This window comes from Streptomyces sp. NPDC051561 (assembly GCF_044454195.1).
GTDB lineage: Bacteria > Actinomycetota > Actinomycetes > Streptomycetales > Streptomycetaceae > Streptomyces.
In genome coordinates this window covers 799,109-820,484 of sequence record NZ_JBITDM010000002.1, presented here as the reverse complement: position 1 = coordinate 820,484, position 21,376 = coordinate 799,109, and the positions used below count along the sequence as shown (strand labels likewise).

General features: G+C 70.2%; 19 protein-coding genes. 9 read left to right on the top strand and 10 right to left on the bottom strand.

What is annotated here, in order from left to right; all coding sequences use genetic code 11:
* Window positions 1-182: 182 nt before the first annotated feature.
* Complete coding sequence (locus tag ACIA73_RS08015; protein WP_399437442.1) at window positions 183-869, top strand: polysaccharide deacetylase family protein; 687 nt, start codon at window positions 183-185, stop codon at window positions 867-869.
* A 51-nt stretch (window positions 870-920) separates the two neighbouring features.
* On the opposite strand, the gene ACIA73_RS08010 is transcribed toward ACIA73_RS08015, so the two are convergent.
* Entirely contained in the window at window positions 921-1,400 is a 480-nt protein-coding gene (locus tag ACIA73_RS08010) for a DUF6234 family protein (protein ID WP_399437441.1), read from the bottom strand.
* Window positions 1,401-1,713: 313 nt separating this feature from the next.
* On the opposite strand from ACIA73_RS08010, the gene groES reads away from it, so the two are divergent.
* Together groES and groL are read left to right on the top strand one after the other, a co-directional pair.
* On the top strand, window positions 1,714-2,022 hold the full coding sequence (gene groES, locus ACIA73_RS08005) for a co-chaperone GroES (protein WP_399437440.1): 309 nt from the start codon (window positions 1,714-1,716) through the stop codon (window positions 2,020-2,022).
* 129 nt (window positions 2,023-2,151) lie between these two features.
* On the top strand, window positions 2,152-3,777 hold the full coding sequence (gene groL, locus ACIA73_RS08000) for a chaperonin GroEL (protein ID WP_399437439.1): 1,626 nt from the start codon (window positions 2,152-2,154) through the stop codon (window positions 3,775-3,777).
* A gap of 111 nt (window positions 3,778-3,888) precedes the next feature.
* Here the strand turns inward: groL and ACIA73_RS07995 are convergent, their stop codons facing one another.
* From ACIA73_RS07995 to ACIA73_RS07975, 5 genes are all read right to left on the bottom strand, one after another.
* Window positions 3,889-4,938, bottom strand: coding sequence for a hydroxyacid dehydrogenase (locus ACIA73_RS07995; RefSeq protein ID WP_399437438.1), 1,050 nt, complete (start codon window positions 4,936-4,938; stop codon window positions 3,889-3,891).
* A 50-nt stretch (window positions 4,939-4,988) separates the two neighbouring features.
* Window positions 4,989-5,906 carry a carbohydrate ABC transporter permease gene (locus tag ACIA73_RS07990; RefSeq protein ID WP_399437437.1) on the bottom strand — a complete coding sequence of 306 codons (918 nt, stop codon included), beginning with the start codon at window positions 5,904-5,906 and terminating at the stop codon, window positions 4,989-4,991.
* Entirely contained in the window at window positions 5,903-6,910 is a 1,008-nt protein-coding gene (locus tag ACIA73_RS07985; RefSeq protein ID WP_399437436.1) for a carbohydrate ABC transporter permease, read from the bottom strand. The genes ACIA73_RS07990 and ACIA73_RS07985 overlap by 4 nt, the downstream gene beginning before the upstream one ends.
* An 8-nt stretch (window positions 6,911-6,918) precedes the next feature.
* A complete protein-coding gene (locus ACIA73_RS07980) occupies window positions 6,919-8,244 on the bottom strand; it encodes an ABC transporter substrate-binding protein (protein WP_399437435.1) in 1,326 nt (441 codons plus the stop codon).
* A 137-nt stretch (window positions 8,245-8,381) separates the two neighbouring features.
* Window positions 8,382-9,524 (bottom strand): substrate-binding domain-containing protein, encoded by a 1,143-nt coding sequence (locus ACIA73_RS07975; protein ID WP_399437434.1) that lies wholly within the window; start codon window positions 9,522-9,524, stop codon window positions 8,382-8,384.
* Between the two features lie 183 nt (window positions 9,525-9,707).
* Here ACIA73_RS07975 and ACIA73_RS07970 point away from each other — a divergent pair, with 183 nt between their 5' ends.
* Together ACIA73_RS07970 and ACIA73_RS07965 are read left to right on the top strand one after the other, a co-directional pair.
* Entirely contained in the window at window positions 9,708-11,549 is a 1,842-nt protein-coding gene (locus ACIA73_RS07970) for a DUF2264 domain-containing protein (protein ID WP_399437487.1), read from the top strand.
* Complete coding sequence (locus ACIA73_RS07965) at window positions 11,546-13,126, top strand: right-handed parallel beta-helix repeat-containing protein (RefSeq protein WP_399437433.1); 1,581 nt, start codon at window positions 11,546-11,548, stop codon at window positions 13,124-13,126. The genes ACIA73_RS07970 and ACIA73_RS07965 overlap by 4 nt, the downstream gene beginning before the upstream one ends.
* Window positions 13,127-13,148: 22 nt before the next feature.
* Here the strand turns inward: ACIA73_RS07965 and ACIA73_RS07960 are convergent, their stop codons facing one another.
* The 3 genes from ACIA73_RS07960 to ACIA73_RS07950 all read right to left on the bottom strand — a co-directional run bounded on the left by ACIA73_RS07960 (window position 13,149) and on the right by ACIA73_RS07950 (window position 16,230).
* Entirely contained in the window at window positions 13,149-13,922 is a 774-nt protein-coding gene (locus tag ACIA73_RS07960; RefSeq protein WP_399437432.1) for an SDR family NAD(P)-dependent oxidoreductase, read from the bottom strand.
* Between the two features lie 10 nt (window positions 13,923-13,932).
* Entirely contained in the window at window positions 13,933-15,444 is a 1,512-nt protein-coding gene (locus ACIA73_RS07955) for a multicopper oxidase family protein (protein ID WP_399437431.1), read from the bottom strand.
* A 111-nt stretch (window positions 15,445-15,555) separates the two neighbouring features.
* Entirely contained in the window at window positions 15,556-16,230 is a 675-nt protein-coding gene (locus ACIA73_RS07950) for an MOSC domain-containing protein (protein ID WP_399437429.1), read from the bottom strand.
* 83 nt (window positions 16,231-16,313) lie between these two features.
* Here ACIA73_RS07950 and ACIA73_RS07945 point away from each other — a divergent pair, with 83 nt between their 5' ends.
* Window positions 16,314-17,210, top strand: coding sequence for a LysR family transcriptional regulator (locus ACIA73_RS07945; protein WP_399437428.1), 897 nt, complete (start codon window positions 16,314-16,316; stop codon window positions 17,208-17,210).
* A 252-nt stretch (window positions 17,211-17,462) separates the two neighbouring features.
* On the opposite strand, the gene ACIA73_RS07940 is transcribed toward ACIA73_RS07945, so the two are convergent.
* The gene (locus tag ACIA73_RS07940; protein ID WP_399437427.1) at window positions 17,463-17,840 is read right to left on the bottom strand and encodes a WhiB family transcriptional regulator; all 378 of its coding nucleotides are present in this window, start codon (window positions 17,838-17,840) and stop codon (window positions 17,463-17,465) included.
* Between the two features lie 330 nt (window positions 17,841-18,170).
* Between ACIA73_RS07940 and ACIA73_RS07935 the strand changes: the two genes are divergently transcribed.
* From ACIA73_RS07935 to guaB, 3 genes are all read left to right on the top strand, one after another.
* Entirely contained in the window at window positions 18,171-18,782 is a 612-nt protein-coding gene (locus ACIA73_RS07935) for a response regulator transcription factor (protein WP_003948568.1), read from the top strand.
* Between the two features lie 243 nt (window positions 18,783-19,025).
* Complete coding sequence (locus ACIA73_RS07930; protein ID WP_399437426.1) at window positions 19,026-19,613, top strand: sigma-70 family RNA polymerase sigma factor; 588 nt, start codon at window positions 19,026-19,028, stop codon at window positions 19,611-19,613.
* Window positions 19,614-19,790: 177 nt separating this feature from the next.
* Entirely contained in the window at window positions 19,791-21,293 is a 1,503-nt protein-coding gene (gene guaB, locus ACIA73_RS07925; protein WP_399437425.1) for an IMP dehydrogenase, read from the top strand.
* The last annotated feature ends 83 nt before the right edge of the window (window positions 21,294-21,376 follow it).

Sequence of the window (21,376 nt, the reverse complement as noted above, 5' to 3'; positions counted from 1 at the left end):
CCCCCCCCCCCCCCCCCCCCCCCCCCCCCCCCCCCCCCCCCCCCCCCCCCCCCCCCCCCCCCCCCCCCCCCCCCCCCCCCCCCCCCCCCCCCCCCGGGACGGGAGCGGACCGTTCGCCGTCCCGTCCCACCACCCCCGACCCCGCAGCCCCCCTCGCCGCACCCCCCGCCGACACCCGTGGCGTGCCGCTCAAGGCGTACACCCGCTGGGGTCTGCCGAAGCCGCTGGCTCCGCTCCCGGCGAAGCCGGACCGTACGCCCGTCCTCAGGGCCTCCGGGCCGCCCGTCGTTCTCGACCGGGTCCGCACCCGCGACAAGGTGGTCTTCCTGACCTTCGACGACGGGGCGGAGAAGGACCCCGCATTCGTGCGGATGGTGCGGGAGTTGAAGCTGCCGATCAGCATGTTCCTGACCGACAGTGTGGCCGGGAGCGACTACGGGCACTTCGAGCAGCTCCGTGACGCGGGCGGCGGCACCGTCCAGAATCACACCACCGGGCACGAGAACCTGCGCACCCTCTCCTACGAGGGCCAGCGCGCCCAGATCTGCGGTCAGCAGGACCGGTTGCAGAGCCGGTTCGGCAAGCGGCCCACGCTCTTCCGCCCGCCCTACGGCAACTACAACGCGGACACCGTGCGCGCGGCGGGCAGTTGCGGGGTGAAGGCGCTCGTCCTGTGGCGGGAGTCGATGCAGATCCACAACATGCGGTACTCGGAGGGCGACCGCCTGAAGCCCGGCGACATCGTCCTCGCGCACTTCCGCGGCCCCGCCGAGCTCAAGGGATCGACGATCACCGAGATGACCACCCGCATGCTCCGCCGCATCCAGGACCAGGGCTTCACGGTGGCCCGGCTGGAGGACTACCTCTAGCCGGAGGACTGCCTCTGGGGCGAGGCCCCGGCCGCCCCCGGGCCCCGCCCCCTACCCGCCGGGGCAGTCGCAGCCGCCTCCCGCGCTGCGGCAGACGCAGGCCGGCTGGATGACGGGGGCGGGGTCAAGGTGGGCGGTCCGCCAGGAGTGCGCTCCGCCGTGGACGGTGCCGGCCGCGATCAGTACCGCCACCACGGCCTGGACGGTGCCGGTGATCACCAGCCTGCCGCGCAGGAGGACCACGCCGGTCACGAGCACGACCGCGGCCACGACGCCGAAGGTGATCACCGGGGCCCAGTCCACCGTCCGGAGCGACTCCGGGTGCGCCGGCCCCGTGGCCGTCCGGCCCTTCTCAACTCCCGGCAGGGACCGGAAGGCGAAGAACACGACCGTCCCGGCCACCACGACGGCGTCCGTGACGAGGAACAGCACGGCCAGCGCCGCATCGCCCCACCGGCTCGGACGGTCACGATCCGGTCGGCGGCCTTTTCCTCCGGGCGGGTTACGGGCCGGTTCGGAGTCGGATGCCATGGCTCGCACTGTCGTACGGAACCGGAGAGGCGGCCGGTGCGTTGTCCGTACCGAGACCCTTCCGGCCCCGTACCGCGACGTCCCCCGGCCCGCCCCGGGGCCCTGTCGGGGCCGGGCTCGCTCACTCCCGGCGGTCCTCAATTGGCACTCCGCTTGACCGAGTGCTAACCGCGTCATAGTCTCGGCTCTGGCACTCACCACTGGAGAGTGCCAACACAGCGACGGGCAGGTCCGGCACCCGCGACGACGGATCCACCTGGTCGCCACCCCAGACTGTTAACCCCGTGAGATCTCCGAAGGGGGAGACCGGATCGTGACGACCGCAAGCTCCAAGGTTGCCATCAAGCCGCTTGAGGACCGCATCGTGGTCCAGCCGCTCGACGCCGAGCAGACCACCGCCTCTGGCCTGGTCATCCCGGACACCGCGAAGGAGAAGCCCCAGGAGGGCGTCGTCCTCGCCGTGGGCCCGGGCCGCTTCGAGAACGGCGAGCGTCTGCCGCTCGACGTGACCGTCGGCAACGTAGTGCTGTACAGCAAGTACGGCGGCACCGAAGTGAAGTACAACGGCGAGGAGTACCTCGTCCTCTCGGCCCGCGACGTTCTCGCCATCGTCGAGAAGTAAGCAGGCCGGGGAGTAACTCACTTCCCGCATTTGTTGAACCGCGCCCCTGGCCCCCGCATACACGCCGGGTGGCTGGGGGCGTAGTTCATTTTGCGCAGTTCGTAATTCCGAGAGGACTTGAAAAGCTCCATGGCGAAGATCCTGAAGTTCGACGAGGACGCCCGTCGCGCCCTTGAGCGCGGCGTCAACAAGCTTGCCGACACCGTGAAGGTGACGATCGGCCCCCGCGGCCGCAACGTCGTCATCGACAAGAAGTTCGGCGCCCCGACCATCACCAACGACGGTGTCACCATCGCGCGTGAGGTCGAGCTCGACGACCCGTACGAGAACCTCGGCGCCCAGCTGGTGAAGGAGGTGGCGACCAAGACCAACGACATCGCGGGTGACGGTACGACCACCGCCACCGTGCTGGCCCAGGCGCTCGTCCGCGAGGGTCTGCGCAACGTCGCCGCGGGTGCTTCCCCGGCCGCCCTGAAGAAGGGCATCGACGCCGCGGTCAAGGCCGTGTCCGAGGAGCTCCTCGCGACCGCCCGCCCGATCGAGGACAAGTCCGACATCGCCGCCGTGGCCGCGCTCTCCGCGCAGGACCAGCAGGTCGGCGAGCTCATCGCCGAGGCGATGGACAAGGTCGGCAAGGACGGTGTCATCACCGTCGAGGAGTCCAACACCTTCGGCCTGGAGCTCGACTTCACCGAGGGCATGGCCTTCGACAAGGGCTACCTCTCGCCGTACATGGTGACCGACCAGGAGCGTATGGAGGCCGTCCTCGACGACCCGTACATCCTGATCCACCAGGGCAAGATCGGCTCCATCCAGGACCTGCTGCCCCTCCTTGAGAAGGTCATCCAGGCCGGTGGCTCCAAGCCGCTGCTGATCATCGCCGAGGACGTCGAGGGCGAGGCGCTCTCCACCCTCGTCGTCAACAAGATCCGTGGCACGTTCAACGCCGTGGCCGTCAAGGCCCCGGGCTTCGGCGACCGCCGCAAGGCGATGCTCGGCGACATGGCCACCCTCACCGGTGCCACCGTCATCGCCGAAGAGGTCGGCCTCAAGCTCGACCAGGCCGGTCTGGACGTACTGGGCACCGCCCGCCGCGTCACCATCTCCAAGGACGACACGGTCATCGTCGACGGCGGGGGCAACTCCGACGACGTCAAGGGCCGCGTCAACCAGATCAAGGCCGAGATCGAGTCCACGGACTCCGACTGGGACCGCGAGAAGCTGCAGGAGCGCCTGGCGAAGCTCGCCGGTGGCGTCTGCGTGATCAAGGTCGGCGCCGCGACCGAGGTCGAGCTCAAGGAGAAGAAGCACCGTCTGGAGGACGCCATCTCCGCGACCCGCGCCGCGGTCGAGGAGGGCATCGTCTCCGGTGGTGGCTCCGCGCTCGTCCACGCCGTCAAGGTCCTTGAGGGCAACCTCGGCAAGACCGGCGACGAGGCCACGGGTGTCGCGGTCGTCCGCCGCGCCGCCGTCGAGCCGCTGCGCTGGATCGCCGAGAACGCCGGCCTTGAGGGCTACGTCATCACCTCCAAGGTCGCCGACCTGGAGGCCGGCCAGGGCTTCAACGCCGCCACCGGCGAGTACGGCGACCTGGTCAAGGCCGGTGTCATCGACCCGGTCAAGGTCACCCGCTCCGCGCTGGAGAACGCCGCTTCCATCGCCTCGCTGCTGCTCACGACCGAGACCCTGGTCGTCGAGAAGCCGGCCGAGGACGAGGGCGACGCCGGTCACGGTGGCCACGGCCACTCCCACTGACCTCCGTCAGTAGCCGGTTGAACCAGTAGCCGGCTGGACCAGTAGCCGGTTGAACGCCGAGGCCCGGCGCCCCTTCGGGGGTGCCGGGCCTCGGCGCGTTTCCCGCAGGGGCTACGCGGAGTGGTCCAGTACGTCCGGACGTACCGCCTCCGCGAAAGGCACCCCCGCCGCGTACCGCTCCAGCTCGGCCAGCGCGTGATCGGCCATCCGGTGCAGCTCGTTGCCGAAGGACCCGGCCAGATGCGGGGTGAGCAGGACGTTGGGCAGGGTGTAGAACGCCGAGCCGGGCGGCGGGACCTCGGGGTCCGTGACGTCCAGTACGGCGTCCAGGCGGCCGGACTCCAGGTGCCCGAGCAGCGCGGACTCGTCGACGAGGGAGCCGCGCGAGGTGTTGATCAGGGTCGCCCCGTCGGGCATGGCGGCGAGCTGGGCGGCGCCGATCATGTGCCGGGTCTCCGGGAGCTGGGGGGCGTGCACGGAGACGATCGTGCTGCGGGTGCACAGGGTCAGCAGATCCGTCGGCTCGACGCCCAGGCGGGCCGCTTCGGCCGGGGTGACGTACGGGTCGTACAGGAGCGTGTGCACGTCGAAGGGGGCCAGCAGCTCGATGACGCGCCGGCCGATGCGGGAGGCGCCGACGATGCCGACGGTGCGCCGGTAGTTGCCGGAGGTGTGCAGGTCGGTGCGCCAGTCGTGGTCGGAGCCGTCGAGGCCGCGGTAGGTGCGGGCGGCTCTGGCGACATGTTTTCCGGCGAAGAGGATCGCGGCGAGCGTGTACTCGGCGACGGGCAGGGCGTTGGCCCCGGCGGCCGAGCTGACCGCCAGGCCGCGTTCCCAGCAGGCCGGGGTGATGTGGTGCTTGACCGATCCGGCCGCGTGCACGACGGCGCGCAGCTTCGGGGCCCGGGCCAGGATGTCGGGGGTGAGCGGGGTGGCACCCCAGCAGGTGAGGAGCACCTCGGCCTCGGCGAGTGCCGCCGCGAACTCGGGGGCGTGCAGGTCGTGGGCGACCAGGTGGGGGTCGGTGCGGGCGAGCTGGGCGAGGCGGGTCCGCCGGTCGTCGCTGAGCAGGCGTTCCGCGATGCCGGGGCCCATCGCGAGCAGGGTGGCGGGGCGGTGCGGAGACGGGGCTTCGGGGCGATTGTCAGTGGCGTGGTGCATGGTGGAACTCGGGCTCCTCATCGGGTCGTTCGGCGCTAAGGAACTGCCCGTCACTTGACGCTGCCGGCGGTGAGCCCGGCCTTCCAGTGCCGCTGGAGGGAGACGAAGGCGACGATCAGGGGGATGACGGCGAGGAGCGATCCGGTGACGACCATCGGGAGGTAGGTCGGCTCGGCGTGCGCGTTGGAGTTCCAGGCGTACAGGCCCAGGCTCAAGGGGAAGAGCTTCTGGTCGGAGAGCATCACCAGGGGGAGGAAGAAGTTGTTCCAGATCGCGGTGAACTGGAAGAGGAAGACGGTCACGAAGCCCGGCATGATCATGGGCAGCCCGATCGAGACGAAGATCCGCAGCTCGCCCGCGCCGTCGATACGGGCGGCCTCCAGGGCCTCGTTCGGGATGTAGCCCGCGCTGAAGACCCGGGAGAGGTAGACGCCGAAGGGGTGGACCAGGACCGGCAGCAGCACCGACCAGTAGGTGTTGACCAGGCCGATCTTGCTGGCGAGGAGGTACATGGGCAGTGCGAGCGCGGTGGTCGGGACGAGCACCCCGAGCAGCACCGTGGAGAACAGCTTCTCCTTGCCCCGGAAGGCGTACTTGTCGAAGGCGTAGCCCGCCGCGACGCTCACCAGCGAGCTGAGGACCGCCCCGACGCCCGCGTAGAGCAGGGAGTTGGCGTACCAGCGGAAGTAGATGCCGTCGCCGTGCTCGGCCAGTGCGGAGAGGTTGGCGCCCAGGTCGAAGCCCTCGAAGGAGAAGGCGTTGCCCGCGAGCAGCCCGCCGGCGTCCTTGGTGGCGGCGGTGAGCAGCCAGACCAGCGGGAAGAGCATGTAGAGGGTGGCCAGCACGAGTGCGCCGTTGACCGCGGTCCGCGACAGCCAGCGGTTCGCGGGGCCTGAGGGGGCGGTCGGGGAGACCGGGGTGACTCCGCCCGAGGTGGCTCGGGCGGCGGGGGAGACGGTCGTGGTCATACCGTGCTCTCCTCTCTGGCCTGCGACGTGGTGGTCTGCTGCGCGGCGGCCTTCGGGTGCTTCTGCTTCTTGGGCTTGCGTCCCGCCGACAGTCGCGTCACCACGAACGACAGCAGCGCGGCCGTCAGGGCGAGGAGTACGGAGGCGGCGGCGGCGAGCCCGTAGTCGTTGCGGTCGAAGGCGGCGGTGTAGGCGTACATGTTCGGTGTCCAGGTCGAGGAGACCGCGGACCCGGTGCCCTTGTTGAGGATCAGCGGCTCGGTGAACAGCTGGAGCGAGCCGATCACGGTGAACAGGGCGACCATCACCACGGAAGCCTTGATCAGCGGCACCTTGATGCTGAACGCGGTCCGCCAGGCCCCGGCCCCGTCCACGGTGGCCGCCTCCAGGATCGAGCGGTCCACGGCCTGCAACGCGGCGTAGAAGATCACCATGTTGTAGCCGAGCCACTCCCAGAGCGCGATGTTCACCACCGAGGGCAGCGCCCCCGACGGTGAGAAGAAGTCGAAGCCGATCCCGCCGGCCTCCATCGCGTCGACCACCGGGCTGAGCTGGGGTGTGTAGAGATACACCCAGATCAGCGCGGCGATGATGCCCGGCACGGCGTGCGGCAGGAACAGCGCGAGCTGGAAGAACCGGCGGGCCCTGGCCAGCGCCGAGTCGAGCAGCAGTGCCAGTGCGAGGGCTCCGCCGATCATCAGCGGAATGTAGAACGCGCAGTATCCGAGGAGGACGAGGAAGCCCTCGCGGAAGGCCGGATCACCCAGCGCCGCTGAGTAGTTCCCGAGCCCGCTGAACACGGTCTCCACCCCGCCGAAGCCCAGCCCCGACTGCTTCTCGCTGAACAGGCTGAGCCAGACGGCGTACCCGATGGGCACCACCATGACCAGCACGAACAGCACGAAGAAGGGGGTCAGCAGGAGGGCGGCAGCGGCATTGGTACGGGCCCGTGCACCCGAGCGGGCCCGGGGGCCCGCCTTCGTCGTGTTCGTGCTGGTGGTCATGGTGCGGCTCAGCCCTCGACCTTCAGGCCGCGCTTCTTGAGCTCGGCGACCGTCGCGTCGTGCCCGGCCTTCACCGCGTCGGCGAGGGTGGCGCCGCCTCCGGAGACCTTGCCGAACTGGTCCTTGATGATGCTGTTGGTGGTGCCGGTGCTCGGGCCCCACGACCAGTTCGGGTTGATCGACGTACCGGCGTTCTCGAAGACCTGGTAGATGTCCTGGCCGCCGTAGAACTTCGCGTCGAAGGCCTTCTTCGCCACCGGCCGCAGCTCGGTCGCCGCCGGAAAGGCGCTCGACGTGCCGGACGCGATACGGGCCTTGACGCCCGCCTCGGTCGTCGTCATCCACTTGGCGAACTCGACCGCGGCGGCCGCCTTCTTGCTGCCCTTGGTCACCGCGAACGTCGACCCGCCGAGCATTCCGCTGGCGGCCTTGCCGTCCCAGCTGGGAATCGGCGCCACCGCCCACTTGCCGTCCTGCTCGGGCAGCGTGCCCTTCAGTACGCCCGCGCCCCAGGCCGCACCGAGATACCCGATAGTGCCGCCGCTCTTCAAGGAGTTGGTCCACTCCGGGCTGAAGGAGGCGTTGTTGCGGATCAGGTCGTCGTCGAGGAGTTTCTGCCAGTACGCGGAGACCTTCGACGTCGACGCGTCGGTGGTGTTCACCTTCCAGGTGTCGCCCTCGGCCTTGAACCACTGGGCGCCCGCCTGCCAGGCCATCGCCTGGAAGGTGGTCGGGTCGTCCGGGAAGAAGGTGCCGATCCGCGCCTTGGCGTCCGCCTTCTTCACCTTCTCGGCCGCCGCCCGGAACTCGTCCCAGGTCTTCGGCACCTCGACGCCGTACTTGGTGAAGAGGTCCTTCCGGTAGAAGAAGGCCTGCGGTGCCGCGTCGAAGGGCACGGCCCACGACTTCCCGCCCAGCGAGGTCAGTTCGACCGCCTGCGGCAGGAACTTCTTCTTCACGTCGTCGCCGAACAGCGCGCCGATGTCCTGCACCGAGCCCTGGCTGACGAACTCCGGAAGCATCGGGTACTCGATGGACACCAGGTCGGGGGCGTTGTCCGCCTTCACCGCGTTGGAGATCTTCGCGTAGCCGCCGGCGTTGCCGGACGGGATCTCCTCGAACTTCACCTTGACGTTCTTCTGCGAGGAGTTGAAGGCGTCGACGACGTCCTTGGTTCCCTTCGCCCAGCCCCAGAAGGTGATCTCGACGGGCTTGCCGTCCGCACCGGGGGCGGCGGTGTCACCGTCACCCCCGCCGCCGCACGCCGTGAGCACGGCGAGGGCGGTGGCGGCACCGGCTATGGCATGGGTCGTACGGTTCCAACTGCGGCTCACGGCACGGCTCCTGTACGGAAGGCGACGCTACGGATGGCGACACGGCGTAGGGCACAACTGCCGTGTGGGGATGGCCGCGATCCTGGAACCAGCCTTGACCGAAGTCAAGAGCGAATGAGCGATTGATCGAAATTAGATCAAGCGAGTGTGTGCGGAGCGCCCCCGCGACCGGGCCCCGGAACCCCAACTTCCGTCGGCCGGACACCGCTCGGCGCCCCGCACGAAGCCCGCACCCGCAGCCGTGGCAGCAACGTCAGATGCCGCCGCGCCGCCTCCCCGAACCCCTCGTTCAACCGCTCCACCAGCAACTCCGCCGCATGCCTCCCCACCTCCCGCTTGGGCGGCGCCACCGCCGTCAACGGCGTATCCGCCAATGCCGCTACCTCATCGTCGTAAGCCACCACCGCCAGGTCCTCCGGAACCCGGACCCCCAGCTCGGCCAGCCGCTGCACGATCTGGATCGCATCCACGTCGTTGTGCACCAGCGCCGCCGTCGCCCCGGCAGTCACCGCCTCCCGCAACGCCCCCACCGCCGCCTCGAACCCCTCCGGATCCAGCTCCGCCGGTACGGAGTCGATGGCCCCACGCGGCGCGGAGAGCCCCAGCGCCCCCAGCGCCGCTGCATACCCGGCCCGCACCGAAAGCGCCGTCGGACTGTCCGCCCGCGCCACCAGCACCGGAGCCCCGTGCCCCAGCCCCACCAGATGCCGCACCGCGAGCAGCACCCCGTGCCGGTGGTCCGAGCACACCCGGTCCAGCGCGTCCGCGGGCGTCCCCGGCCCGGGCTGCCGCTCAAGCAGCACGGCCGGTACCGGCAGCCCCGCGATCCACTGCCCGTGCTCCGCCGGATCCTGTGGCCGCCGCCACCCCGGCGCCACCAGCAGCCCCTGCGCCCCGGCGGCCAACAGCCCCTCCACCCGGGCGTGGTCCTCCTCCGGCCGGTAGTCCGAGATGCGCAGGATCAGCCGCGCCCCGGCCCGCGCCGCCGCCTCGTGCGCACCCCGGATGACCTCGGCGAAGTAGTACGTGGCGGAGGGCGCGAGCAGCCCCAGCACCAGCGCGTCCGGCGGCTCCTGGCGCCCCGCCGGCTGCGCCGCGGGCCACGACACCGACCCGTGCACCCGGTCCAGCAGGCCCTTGCCCGCCAGTACTTCGACGTCCCGGCGGGCGGTCACCGGGGAGACCCCGAGCAGTCCGGCCAGGTCGGAGACCCGTGCGGTGCCGTGCCGGCGCACCAGCTCCAGCAGTCGGTCATGACGTTCAGCTGCGCTCTCACGCACGGCTGCCTCCCCCAGGGATGTAAATCCACATTCCGCGTCGGTGATTCGCTCCGACCCTAGACCAGCAGTCGTGATCGAACGACAGAAGTTTCGATCATTCGACCGCAATCCATTGACCTTCGATCAGTGGAAGTCAATGATTCCGGCGACGCCGACGAAGCCGTACGCCTCCAGGGGAGCAGCATGCCCACGCCGCCCGAAGACCGCGACCTCAGCCCTCGCACCGGCTGGACCCGCGCCCACTGGGAGCACGCCGCCGACCAACTCCTGCTGGACGTACGCCCGTACAGCACCCCCCGCCACGGACTGATCAACCTCCCGGGACCCCGCCCCAGTGTCTCCGGCCCCCGCTCCGACGGCCTCGAAGGCTTCGCCCGTACGTTCCTCCTGGCGGCCCTCCGCGTCGCCGGAGCCCGGGGCGACGATCCGCACGGCCACCTCCCGCGCTACGCCGAGGGCCTCGCCGCCGGAACCCGGAATCCCACCTCCAGCAGCCAGTTGAGTGCCACCGACCCCGAATCCTGGCCGCTGATGGCCGACGTACGCCAGGCCGTCGTGGAGTCCGCCTCCATAGCCCTCTCGCTGCGCCTCACCCGCCCCTGGCTCTGGGACACCCTCGACGACGCCACCCGGCAACGCGTCGTCGACTGGCTGCTTCCCGCCCTCGGCCCCTCCCCGGTCAACAACAACTGGTGGCTCTTCGGCCTCACCGTCGCAGGCTTCCTCCGCGACGCCGGCATCGAGACCGAGCGCGCGGAGGCCACCATCGACACCGCGCTGGCCCACATCGAGGAGTGGCACCTCGGCGACGGCTGGTACAGCGACGGACCCAACCGCTCCTTCGACCACTACAACGCCTGGGCGATGCACTTCTACCCCGTCCTGCACGCCCACCTCAGCGGCCCCGACGACGCACGCGGCAAGCAGCTCCTCGGCCTCTATGGTCCCCGCCTGCACGACCAACTCGCCACCGCCACCCGCCTGTTCGACACCAACGGCGCCCCCATGCCCTACGGCCGCTCCCTCACCTACCGCTTCGCCGCGGCCGCCGCCCCCTGGCTCGGCGCCCTCACCGGCCACACCCCGCTCACCCCGGGCGCCACCCGCCGCCTCGCCTCGGGCAGCCTCCGCCACTTCCTCGACCGGGGCGCCACCGACCCGCACGGCCTGCTCACCCTCGGCTGGTACGGCCCGTACGACCCGATCATCCAGCCGTACTCGGGCCCCGCCTCGCCGTACTGGGCCTCCAAGGGCTTCCTCGGCCTCCTCCTCCCCGCCGGCCACCCCGCCTGGACCGCCCCCGAGGAACCACTCCCCTCCGAGACCTCGGACGCCGTCCTCCCCGTCGGCCCGCCCAACTTCCTCCTTCAGTCCACCGTCTCCGACGGCCTGGTCCGCCTGCACAACCACGGCAGCAACCACGTCGGCCCCGAGGAGGACCCCGGCTACGCCCGCTTCGCCTACTCCACCCGCACCGGACCGTCCCACGAGACGGCTGACAACCACTTCTCGCTCGTCCTCGACGGCACGCACACCGGGCGCGGCCGCGCCGAACCGCTCTCGCACGGCCCCGACTGGGCCGCCTCCGCCCACACTCCCGCCCCCGGCGTCCGCGTCCTCTCCGCCACCGCCGCCCACGGCCGCACCGAGGTCCGCGCCCACCTGGTCACCGGCGCTCCGCCCGGCACCCGCGTCCGCCAGACCGGCTGGGCCACCACACCGGACCCGGACGCCCCCACCGCCCAGCTCCACCCGGTCCACGGCTACGCGAGCGGGCCGGAGCAACTCCGGTGCGGCCCGACCCAGTTCGGGCCGGCCGCCGAGTTGCTCGCCCTCCACGGGCGTACCACCGCCGAGCCCTCCCTCTTCGTCGCCCTGGCCTCCCTCACCGGAGACCCCGACCCGGCACCTGTGGCCGACCTCGCCCAGGTCCGCGCAACCGTCCAGTCACCCGGCGTCGAAGTCCGCGTGACCTGGCAGAACGGCACCACCACCCTGCTCCGCCTCATCCCGGAGGAACTGTGAGACACCGCTTCAGCACCGCCGCACTCGCCGCCCTGACCGCCACCGCCGGACTGGCCACCCTCACCCAGGGCGCCGCCCAGGCCGCCCCCAAGTCCCCGGGCAAGACGTACTACGTCGACTGCTCGGCCACCGGAGCCACCAACTCCAAAGCCGACTCCACCACGCCCAGCTCCACCACCCCCAACTCCGGCACCCGCGCCGCCCCTTGGACCACCCTCGCCGAGGCCAACTCCCACACCTTCGGCCCCGGTGACCGCTTGCTCTTCCAACGCGGAGCCACCTGCGAAGGTTCCCTGGAACCCAAGGGCGCCGGATCAGCGGCAGCCCCCTTCACCATCTCCGACTACGGCCGCTCCAAGGACCGCGCCAAGCTCGCGGGCAACGGCGCCCATGACGTCGTACTCCTCAGCAACACCCAGCACATCAAGCTCAACAGCCTCGAAATCACCAATGCGACCCTCCCCAACACCAACTCCGAGCGCAACGGTGTCCGCCTCCGTCTCACCGACTACGGCACCGCCCGGAACTTCGAGCTGAGCAACCTCTACATCCACGACGTCCGCGGTGGCGACGCCAAGAAGCTCACCGGCTCCAGCGGCATCCACATCGCGGTCGAGGGCACGGCCAGGGCCAGCAAGTACGACGGCCTGAACATCCACCACAACCGCATCGAGGACGTCGACCGCGAAGGCATTTACTTCAAGTCGACCTACTCAAAGCGCGACCTGGTCGGCAACCAGCAGGACCCCGTCGCCTACCCGGGCGAGTGGACCCCCTCCACCCGCGTCCACATCCACCGCAACACCCTGAAGTCCATGGCGGGCGACGGCATCAAGGTCGACACCACGGCAGGCGCGGTCATCGAGCACAACCGCATCGACGGCTTCCAGCTCCGCTCCAAGGAGGCCAACGCCGGGCTCTGGACCTTCAACACGGACGACACCCTGGTCCAGTACAACGAGGTCTCCGGTGGCGGCGGCACCCGCGACGGGATGTCCTTCGACGCCGACGGCGCCTCCCGGCGCACGGTCTTCCAGTACAACTACAGCCACGACAACCTGGGCGGGTTCCTGCTGATCTGCCCGTACAGCGGCGCGAAGACCGTCGACACGACCGTCCGCTACAACGTCAGCGAGGACGACGGCGAGCGCCTCATCCAGAACTGCTGGGGCCCCATCCTCAACACCCAGATCTACAACAACACCTTCGTCAACCGCGCCAAGGTGCCCAACTACCTGGTGCAGGACGACGCCACCAAGCCCGACACCACCCAGCACGAGCTGACGTTCCGCAACAACCTCTTCGTCGGCACCGGCACCGGCGGTTACGCCTTCAAGAACCCCACCGCCGGGCTCACCTTCGACCACAACGCCTTCCACGGCGTCCCGATGACCCGGCCCAACCCCGGCGGCATCACCACCGACCCCAAGGTCCGCCCCGACTTCCGCCTGGGCAAGGGCTCACCCGCCCTCACCGCCGGGGTCGAGATCCCCGACAACGGCGGCAAGGACTACTTCGGCAACCGGATCCCGGCCGGAGCACCCAACCTCGGCGCGTACGCGGGCCCCGGCCGCTGACCCGGCGTACGCACCACAATCCTTACTGAGGCCCGTACTTGCGGCCTGTCCGGGAGGTCATCCCCCCGAGCAGGCCGCGAGGCGCCACCTTCACCACACCCATCAGCGCCTTGTAGCGCGGGTCCGGAATCGACAGCGACTTGCCGCGCGCCAGGTCCTTCAGCGCCTCCGCCACCAGCTTGTCCGCGTCCAGCCACATCCAGGAAGGGATGTTGTCCGTTCCCATCCCGGCCCGCTCGTGGAACTCCGTGCGGACGAACCCCGGGCACAGCGCCATCAGCCGCACCCCGCTCCCCGTCATGTCCTTCGCGACACCCTGGGTGAACTGCACCACCCACGCCTTGCTCGCCCCGTACGTCCCTCGCGGCACGAAGGCAGCCACCGAAGCCACGTTCACCACACCGCCCCTGCGCCGCTCCTTCATCCCGGCCACCGCCGACGAGGTCAGCCGCAGCACCGCCTCGCAGTGCACCTTCAGCATCGCCAGCTCATCGGCCATCGGCACGTCCAGGAACTCGCCCTTGTTGCCGAAGCCCGCGTTGTTCACCAGCAGATCCACCGGGTGCGTACGGTCCGCGAGCCGGCTCTCGACGGCGCCGATGCCCTCCTCGGTGGCCAGGTCGGCGCTCAGCACCTCCACCTCGACCGCGTGCTTGTCGTGCAGTTCGGTCGCCTGCTCCTGGAGCCGGTCGAGGTTGCGTGCCACCAACACCAGGTTGTGTCCGTCGGAGGCCAGTCGCCGTGCGAAGGCGGCGCCGATGCCCGCGGTCGCGCCCGTGATCAGTGCAGTCGTCATACGGCCCACGTTAGTGCCCACCGTGCTCGCCCCCCGCCTTCACCGACGACGTCTGCCCCTTCTCCACGACCACGAACTGACCCATCATTCCCTGGTCCTCGTGGTACAGCAGATGACAGTGGTACATGTACGGCGTGCTCGGATCGGCCGGCCCGTCGAACCGCATCGCCAGCTTCACCGTGCTCCCGCCCGGCACGAACACCGTGTCCTTGGCCCCGCGCAGCGCGGCCTGCGGCGGCCTGCCGTCCACCTCAAGCACCCTGAACTGCACGTCGTGCACATGGAAGTTGTGCGGCACGCCGTCCTCGTTGCGGACCGTCCACGTCTCCGACGTCCCGCGCGTCACCGTCTCGTCGACCCGCCCCATGTCCATCTTCCGCCCGTTGATCCCGGACATCTTCAGCCCGAAGTACCGCCCCCGCGCCGAGTCCTTCCCGTCCGGGACCTCTAACTTCGTGAGCACGTCAGGAAGCGGGCCCGACTTCCGCAAGGTCTGCTGCGCCCTCAGCTCCAGTACGTCGAAGGAGTCGTCGCCGCCCCCGAAGCGCCGCTGCCATCCGTCCCCGTAGTTGTCCTGCGGAAAGCTGCGCAGCACGGTTTTCTCCCCGGCCCGCATCCGCACCACGACCTCCGCCCGCTCACCCGTCGAGAGCTGCACCCGCCGCAGGGTCTCCGGCTTCTCCAGCAGCCCGCCGTCGGTCCCGATCAGCGCGAAGCCGCGGTCGTCGGAGAACCCGAAGTCATAGATCCGCGCCGTCGAGGCGTTCAGCAGCCGCAGCCGCACCAGCTCGTCCCCGACCACCTGGTACGGATCCAGCGTCCCGTTCACCATCGTCCGCTCGCCCAGGAACCCGGTGCTCTGCAAGAACCCCTTCCCGTGGTCGAACTCCGCACCGTCGAAACTCACGTCCTGCACCACCACCGGCACGTCGTCCACCCCGTACCGCTTCGGCAGCCTCAGCGCCCCCGCCTTCGCGTCGTCCACCAGGAACATGCCCGCCAGGCCCCGCTGGACGTGCGTCTCTGACCTCCCGTGCGGATGCGGGTGGTACCAGAGCGTCGCGGCCGGCTGATCGACCTTCCAGTACGGAGTCCAGGTCTTCCCCGCCCCGACCTCCTGGTGCGGCCCGCCGTCCATCCGCGCGGGAACGTGCATCCCGTGCCAGTGGACGCCGGACGCCTCGTCGAGCCCGTTGGCGACCCGTACCTTCACCTTCTCGCCGCGCGCGGCCCGCAGTGTCGGCCCCAGATACGAGCCGTTGAAACCCCAGGTCGGAGTCTGCTTCCCGGCCTCGAACTCCGTGGTCCCCGCCTGCATCCGCAGATCGAAGACCCGGGTGCCGTCCTTCTCCACGGTCGACCTCGCCAGCGGCGGCACCTTCAGCGCGTTCCTGAACTCGACCTGCCCGGCCGTGCTGACCTGAGCCCCCGTCCACTGCGTCAGGAACAGACCGCCCACGGCGGCGACGAACACGGCTGCGAGCGTGCCGAGAAAGATGAGGACTCGCTTGAATCGGGACATGACACGACCCTCGCGCCGCACCCCGTCCCCGGGCATCGGGGGCGGCCCCCCGCCCGCCCCCGAACCCAACCCCCGTACCGCCTAAGGGATTTCCCCCAGCGCGTGGCGGGCCTACGCGACCCGGTCCTGCTTCTCGACGTACTCCAGCACCTTGGCCCGCACCTCGGGCTCCAGTGCCTCGCCCGCCTCCAGGAGCCGCGGCAGCAGTTCCCGTTCCAGCGTGTAGGCCCGGAAGAAGAGGTTCACCGTGATGTCGTGCTCGGGCCGGTGCACCACCTCGATGGTGTCCCCGGCCCGTACGGAACCGGGCTCGACCACCCTGAGGTACGCCCCCGGTATGCCTGCCTGGGTGAAGCGCTTCACCCAGGCCTTCTCGTCGAGTGCGGCCGCGAAGGTGCGGCACGGGATGCGCGGGCTGGTCACCTCAAGCACCAGTTCGTCGCCGATCCGCCAGCGTTCGCCGATCCTGGCGCCGTTCACGTCCAGGCCCCGGGTGGTCAGGTTCTCGCCGAACTGCCCGCCGGTCAGCTCCCGGCCCAGCTCGGCCTCCCAGTGGTCCAGGTCCTCGCGGGCGTACGCGTAGACCGCTTGGTGGGTACCGCCGTGATGACGCAGGTCGCACACCGCGTCCCCGGCGAGTCCGCTGCCGGCGGACCCCTTGGGACCCGGGTCGGTGACCCGTACGGCCCCCTCCACCGGCCGTTTGCCGATGCCCGTCACTCCCTCGCTCTGGTCGGTGTACTCGCTGGCCGTGGCCCGTCCCAGATTCACACTCAGCAATTCCATGGAACCGAACGCTAGCCCAGCCGATCTCAAAGCCTCCAGCGAATATTCGCCGTGCGGTACAAGCCTGACTTATGCTTGACCGTATGATCGAAGCCCGCCACCTCCGCGTCCTGCGCGCGGTCGCCTCCACCGGATCCTTCTCCGCCGCCGCCCGCGAACTCGGGTGCACGCAGCCGGCCGTCAGTCAGCAGATGAAGGCCCTGGAGCAGTCGGCGGGCACCCCGCTCCTGATCCGTGCCGCCCGCGAAATGCGCCTCACTCAGGCCGGCGAGGTCCTGGTCAGGCATGCGGCGGGCATCCTGGCCGGGCTCACGGCCGCCGAGGAGGAGGTCGCCGCCATCGCGGGCCTCCGGGCCGGCCGGGTCCGCCTGGTCTCCTTCCCCTCCGGCAGCTCCACCCTGGTCCCCACCGCGCTGGCCGCCCTGCGCGCCGCCCACCCCGGCACCCGCGTCTCGCTCGTCGACGCGGAGCCGCCGCGCTCGGTGGAGATGCTCCGCGAGGGCGACTGCGACGTGGCGCTGGCCTTCCGGTACGGGCCGGGCGGGGCCACCGAGGACTGGTCCGATCTGGTCGTACGTCCGCTGCTCACCGACCGCCTCGTCGGTCTGGTCCCGGAGGGCCACCGGCTGGACGGTGCGGGCACGGTCGGCATCGGCGAACTGGCCGGGGAGCCGTGGATCGCGGGCTGCCCGCGGTGCCGCCGTCAGCTGGTCGAGGTCTGCGAGAGCGCCGGGTTCGCGCCGCGGATCGACTTCGCCACGGACGACTACCCGGCGGTGATCGGGCTGGTCGGGGCGGGGCTGGGGGTGGCGGTCCTGCCGTCGCTGGCCATGGAGTCGGTGCAGCACAAGGCGGTGCGCACGGTGGCGGTCGAGCCGGCTGTGCAGCGGGAGATTGTGGCGCTGACACTGCCGGATCTGGCGCAGGTGCCGGCGGTGGCGGCGACGCTGGATCAGTTGGAGCGGGCTGCGGCGAGGTGAGGTGAGGCGAGGTGAGAGGGCGGGGGTACGGGGTCGGGGCCGGCCGGGGCGGGTGGGGTGCGACTCCGTCGGGGGCCGCCCCCTTGCCCGCCCGTTCCGCCCCCGGGAAGCGGCCCCTCCGCCCAAGTGGGCTACCGGGGGCTGCGGGGAGGGGCGGCCCCCGCCGCCCAAGTGGGCTACCGGGGGTGCCCCCGTACCCCCGCCTGGGTACACCTGCGCAGAAACGTTCCTTCGGAGGTTTGGCGGGGGTGGTTACTTCACGAGGGTGACCCGGCGGGTGTGTCCGCCGCTGTGTGCGGTCGGCGCCGTTCCGGGCTTTTTCGCCGGTGTCGCGCCGCCCGGCACCAGGCGGTGCCTCGCGCGGCCCATCAGTTCCTCGCGCTCGTCCTCCGTGAGGCCGCCCCACACCCCGTAGGGCTCGCGGACCTGGAGTGCGTGTGCCGTGCACTGTGCGCGCACCGGGCACCTCATGCAGACCTCCTTCGCCGAGTTCTCACGTGCGCTTCGCGCGGCCCCGCGCTCGCCCTCCGGGTGGAAGAACAGCGAGCTGTCGACTCCGCGGCAGGCGGCCAGGAGCTGCCAGTCCCACAGGTCGGCGTTGGGTCCGGGAAGGCGGGAGAAATCTGCCATTGGTTGTCCCCTTGCGTCTGTGCTGAGGCGGAAATTTGAGCGAAGCCGTACATCTACCGTGTGGATAGATGAAAATATGACTCATTGGAAATGTAGCCACAGACACCAGCAAAAAGGAAGGAATCGGACTAAATGGGGCACTGTGGCTGCGAGAGTCCGCATCCGGGGCCGTAACTCTTTCGAGTGACCGTCGTTGAGTTGGCAGAGGCGGTTGAAGGAAAGAGCGATCGGGCAGGTGTCCGAGAGCGTCAACCGCACAGGTGACGACTTGTATTCAGCCTGGAGGCCCAAGGTGACGCGCATCAGCTGTGCGAGCGGTGGAGGTCGGTCATGACATCCGTCCTCGTCTGCGACGACTCCCCGCTTGCCCGAGAAGCGCTTCGCCGCGCGGTCGCGACCGTGCCCGGCGTCGAGCGCGTAACGACGGCGGCCAACGGCGAGGAAGTCCTCCGCCGCTGGGGTGCCGACCGTTCGGACCTGATTCTGATGGACGTACGGATGCCCGGTCTCGGTGGTGTCGAGACGGTCCGCCGGCTCCTGTCCGCCGACCCCGGCGCCCGGATCATCATGCTGACGGTCGCGGAGGACCTCGACGGGGTCGCGCTGGCGGTCGCCGCGGGGGCCCGCGGTTATCTGCACAAGGACGCGTCCCGCGCCGAGCTGCGCGCGACCGTCACCCAGGCGCTGGCCGACCCGACCTGGCGGCTTGCCCCGCGCCGGCTGCGGTCCGCCGAGATGGGTGCTGCTCCGACGCTCACCGCGCGCGAGATCCAGGTGCTGGAAGGCATGAGCCACGGACGCTCCAACGCGGAGATCGGCCGCGAGCTGTTCCTCTCCGAGGACACGGTGAAGACGCACGCCAGGAGGCTGTTCAAGAAGCTCGGCGCCTCGGACCGCGCGCACGCGGTGGCGCTCGGCTTCCGCTGGGGCCTGGTCCGATAGGACCGGTTTTGTCTGCGTGAGATGGTCCCCCGTCCGCTTTCGCGCGGGCGGGGTGCAGGACGCCCGATCCCGGTTCGGCGACCGATGCCGCATCCTTGAGGGATGGGGTTCCTCGGGAACGGATCGGTCGAGCGGAAGGGGAGGGCGCGGGAGATGAGTCCTGGCGTACCTGCTCATAACGCTTCAGTGCACAACTACGGGCGCGGCGGCGCGGATGCCGGAACTCCGAGGCACCATGGACCGATGCGCGACGACGAGGCGGTGGCGGCCCACGGGGCCATCGGTGCACTGGTGCACCACGCCGTCGAGGGGGACGAGCAGGCCACCCACGACCTGCTTGCCCACGTTCATCCCCTGGCCCTGCGCTACTGCAGGTCGCGGCTGTCCCGGCTGCCCGGTGACGCTCGTCACTTCGTGGAGGACCTGGCCCAGGAGGTCTGCGTCGCGGTGCTGATGGCACTGCCGCGCTACAAGGACACCGGGCGCCCCTTCGAGGCGTTCGTGTTCGCCATCGCCGCGCACAAGGTCGCCGACCTCCAGCGCGCCGCGATGCGCCACCCCGGATCCACCGCAGTGCCCTCCGACGAGATGCCGGAGCGGCCCGACGACTCCCTCGGCCCCGAGGAGCGGGCGCTGCTCAGCAGCGACGCCGCCTGGGCCAAGAAGCTGCTCGCCAATCTCCCCGAGCACCAGCGCGAGCTGCTGGTGCTGCGGGTCGCGGTCGGACTGACCGCGGAGGAGACCGGGCAGAAGCTCGGAATGTCCCCGGGCGCCGTGCGTGTTGCACAGCACAGGGCGCTGAGCCGGCTCCGCGCCCTCGCCGAGCAATAGGCCCGGCCCCCGTCCCGCTCCGTGCCGTCCCCCGCCTCGACGCCGCTTAGCGCATCGACGTACCGCCGCACCGGAGAAACGTACAAACTCGGTCGCTTGTCATGATCGTGGAATCCGACACCCCAGGTTCCCGTTAGCATGGACATCCGCGCCGAGCAAGACCATTTGGAAGGTGTCATGACTGCGAACGTCGATGGAGTGCCGGAGAAATTCGCGATGCTCGGGCTGACCTACGACGACGTGCTGCTGCTTCCGGGTGCATCTGAAGTGCTGCCCAACGCGGTCGACACCTCGTCGCTCATCTCGCGGAACGTGCGCGTGAACATCCCGCTGCTGTCCGCCGCGATGGACAAGGTCACCGAGTCCCGCATGGCCATCGCCATGGCCCGTCAGGGCGGTGTCGGTGTGCTGCACCGCAACCTGTCCATCGCGGACCAGGTCAACCAGGTCGACCTCGTGAAGCGTTCCGAGTCGGGCATGGTCACCGACCCGATCACGGTCAGCCCGGACGCCACGCTGGGCGAGGCCGACGCGCTCTGCGCCAAGTTCCGCATCAGCGGTGTCCCGGTCACCGACCCGGCGGGCAAGCTGCTCGGCATCGTCACCAACCGCGACATGGCCTTCGAGTCGGACCGCTCGCGCCAGGTGCGCGAGGTCATGACGCCGATGCCGCTGGTCACCGGCCGGGTCGGCATCTCCGGCGTGGACGCCATGGAGCTGCTGCGCCGCCACAAGATCGAGAAGCTTCCGCTGGTCGACGAGGCGGGCGTGCTCAAGGGCCTCATCACGGTCAAGGACTTCAAGAAGGCCGAGCAGTACCCCAACGCGGCGAAGGACGCCGAGGGCCGGCTGCTCGTCGGCGCGGCCGTCGGTGCCAGCCCCGAGGCGCTGGACCGCGCCCAGGCGCTGGCGGGCGCGGGGGTGGACTTCCTTATCGTCGACACCTCGCACGGCCACAACAGCAACGCCCTCGACTGGATGGCGAAGATCAAGTCGGCCGTGCACGTGGACGTCATCGGCGGCAACGTCGCGACCCGTGACGGCGCCCAGGCACTGATCGACGCCGGCGTGGACGGCGTCAAGGTCGGCGTGGGCCCCGGCTCGATCTGCACCACCCGTGTGGTCGCCGGCATCGGTGTCCCGCAGGTCACCGCGATCTACGAAGCCGCGCTGGCCGCCCGTGCGGCGGGCGTGCCGGTCATCGGTGACGGCGGCCTCCAGTACTCCGGCGACATCGGCAAGGCGCTCGCCGCGGGCGCCGACAGCGTGATGCTGGGCTCGCTGCTCGCGGGCTGCGAGGAGTCCCCGGGCGAGCTGCAGTTCATCAACGGCAAGCAGTTCAAGTCGTACCGCGGCATGGGCTCGCTGGGTGCGATGCAGTCCCGCGGCCAGGGCCGCTCGTACTCCAAGGACCGCTACTTCCAGGCCGAGGTGTCCTCCGACGACAAGCTCGTCCCCGAGGGCATCGAGGGCCAGGTGCCCTACCGCGGCCCGCTCGCCAACGTGCTGCACCAGCTCGTCGGCGGACTGCGCCAGACGATGGGCTACGTGGGCGCCGCCTCGGTCGACGAGATGGAGACCAAGGGCCGCTTCGTCCGGATCACCTCGGCGGGCCTCAAGGAGAGCCACCCGCACGACATCCAGATGACGGTCGAGGCACCGAACTACAGCAGGAAGTAAGTCCCCGAAGACGCTCAGGGGCGGCCCCGGAACACCGGGACCGCCCCTTTCGTGCGTGTCGGGGATACTGGAACGGCAGACCA

Coding starts and splice junctions, on each gene's coding strand:
- ACIA73_RS08010 (WP_399437441.1), bottom strand. CDS start 1,400: ATGGCATCCGACTCCGAACCGGCCCGTAACCCGCCCGGAGGAAAAGGC.
- groL (WP_399437439.1), top strand. CDS start 2,152: ATGGCGAAGATCCTGAAGTTCGACGAGGACGCCCGTCGCGCCCTTGAG.
- ACIA73_RS07995 (WP_399437438.1), bottom strand. CDS start 4,938: ATGCACCACGCCACTGACAATCGCCCCGAAGCCCCGTCTCCGCACCGC.
- ACIA73_RS07990 (WP_399437437.1), bottom strand. CDS start 5,906: ATGACCACGACCGTCTCCCCCGCCGCCCGAGCCACCTCGGGCGGAGTC.
- ACIA73_RS07985 (WP_399437436.1), bottom strand. CDS start 6,910: ATGACCACCAGCACGAACACGACGAAGGCGGGCCCCCGGGCCCGCTCG.
- ACIA73_RS07970 (WP_399437487.1), top strand. CDS start 9,708: ATGCCCACGCCGCCCGAAGACCGCGACCTCAGCCCTCGCACCGGCTGG.
- ACIA73_RS07960 (WP_399437432.1), bottom strand. CDS start 13,922: ATGACGACTGCACTGATCACGGGCGCGACCGCGGGCATCGGCGCCGCC.
- ACIA73_RS07955 (WP_399437431.1), bottom strand. CDS start 15,444: ATGTCCCGATTCAAGCGAGTCCTCATCTTTCTCGGCACGCTCGCAGCC.
- ACIA73_RS07950 (WP_399437429.1), bottom strand. CDS start 16,230: ATGGAATTGCTGAGTGTGAATCTGGGACGGGCCACGGCCAGCGAGTAC.
- ACIA73_RS07945 (WP_399437428.1), top strand. CDS start 16,314: ATGATCGAAGCCCGCCACCTCCGCGTCCTGCGCGCGGTCGCCTCCACC.
- ACIA73_RS07940 (WP_399437427.1), bottom strand. CDS start 17,840: ATGGCAGATTTCTCCCGCCTTCCCGGACCCAACGCCGACCTGTGGGAC.
- ACIA73_RS07935 (WP_003948568.1), top strand. CDS start 18,171: ATGACATCCGTCCTCGTCTGCGACGACTCCCCGCTTGCCCGAGAAGCG.
- ACIA73_RS07930 (WP_399437426.1), top strand. CDS start 19,026: ATGCGCGACGACGAGGCGGTGGCGGCCCACGGGGCCATCGGTGCACTG.
- guaB (WP_399437425.1), top strand. CDS start 19,791: ATGACTGCGAACGTCGATGGAGTGCCGGAGAAATTCGCGATGCTCGGG.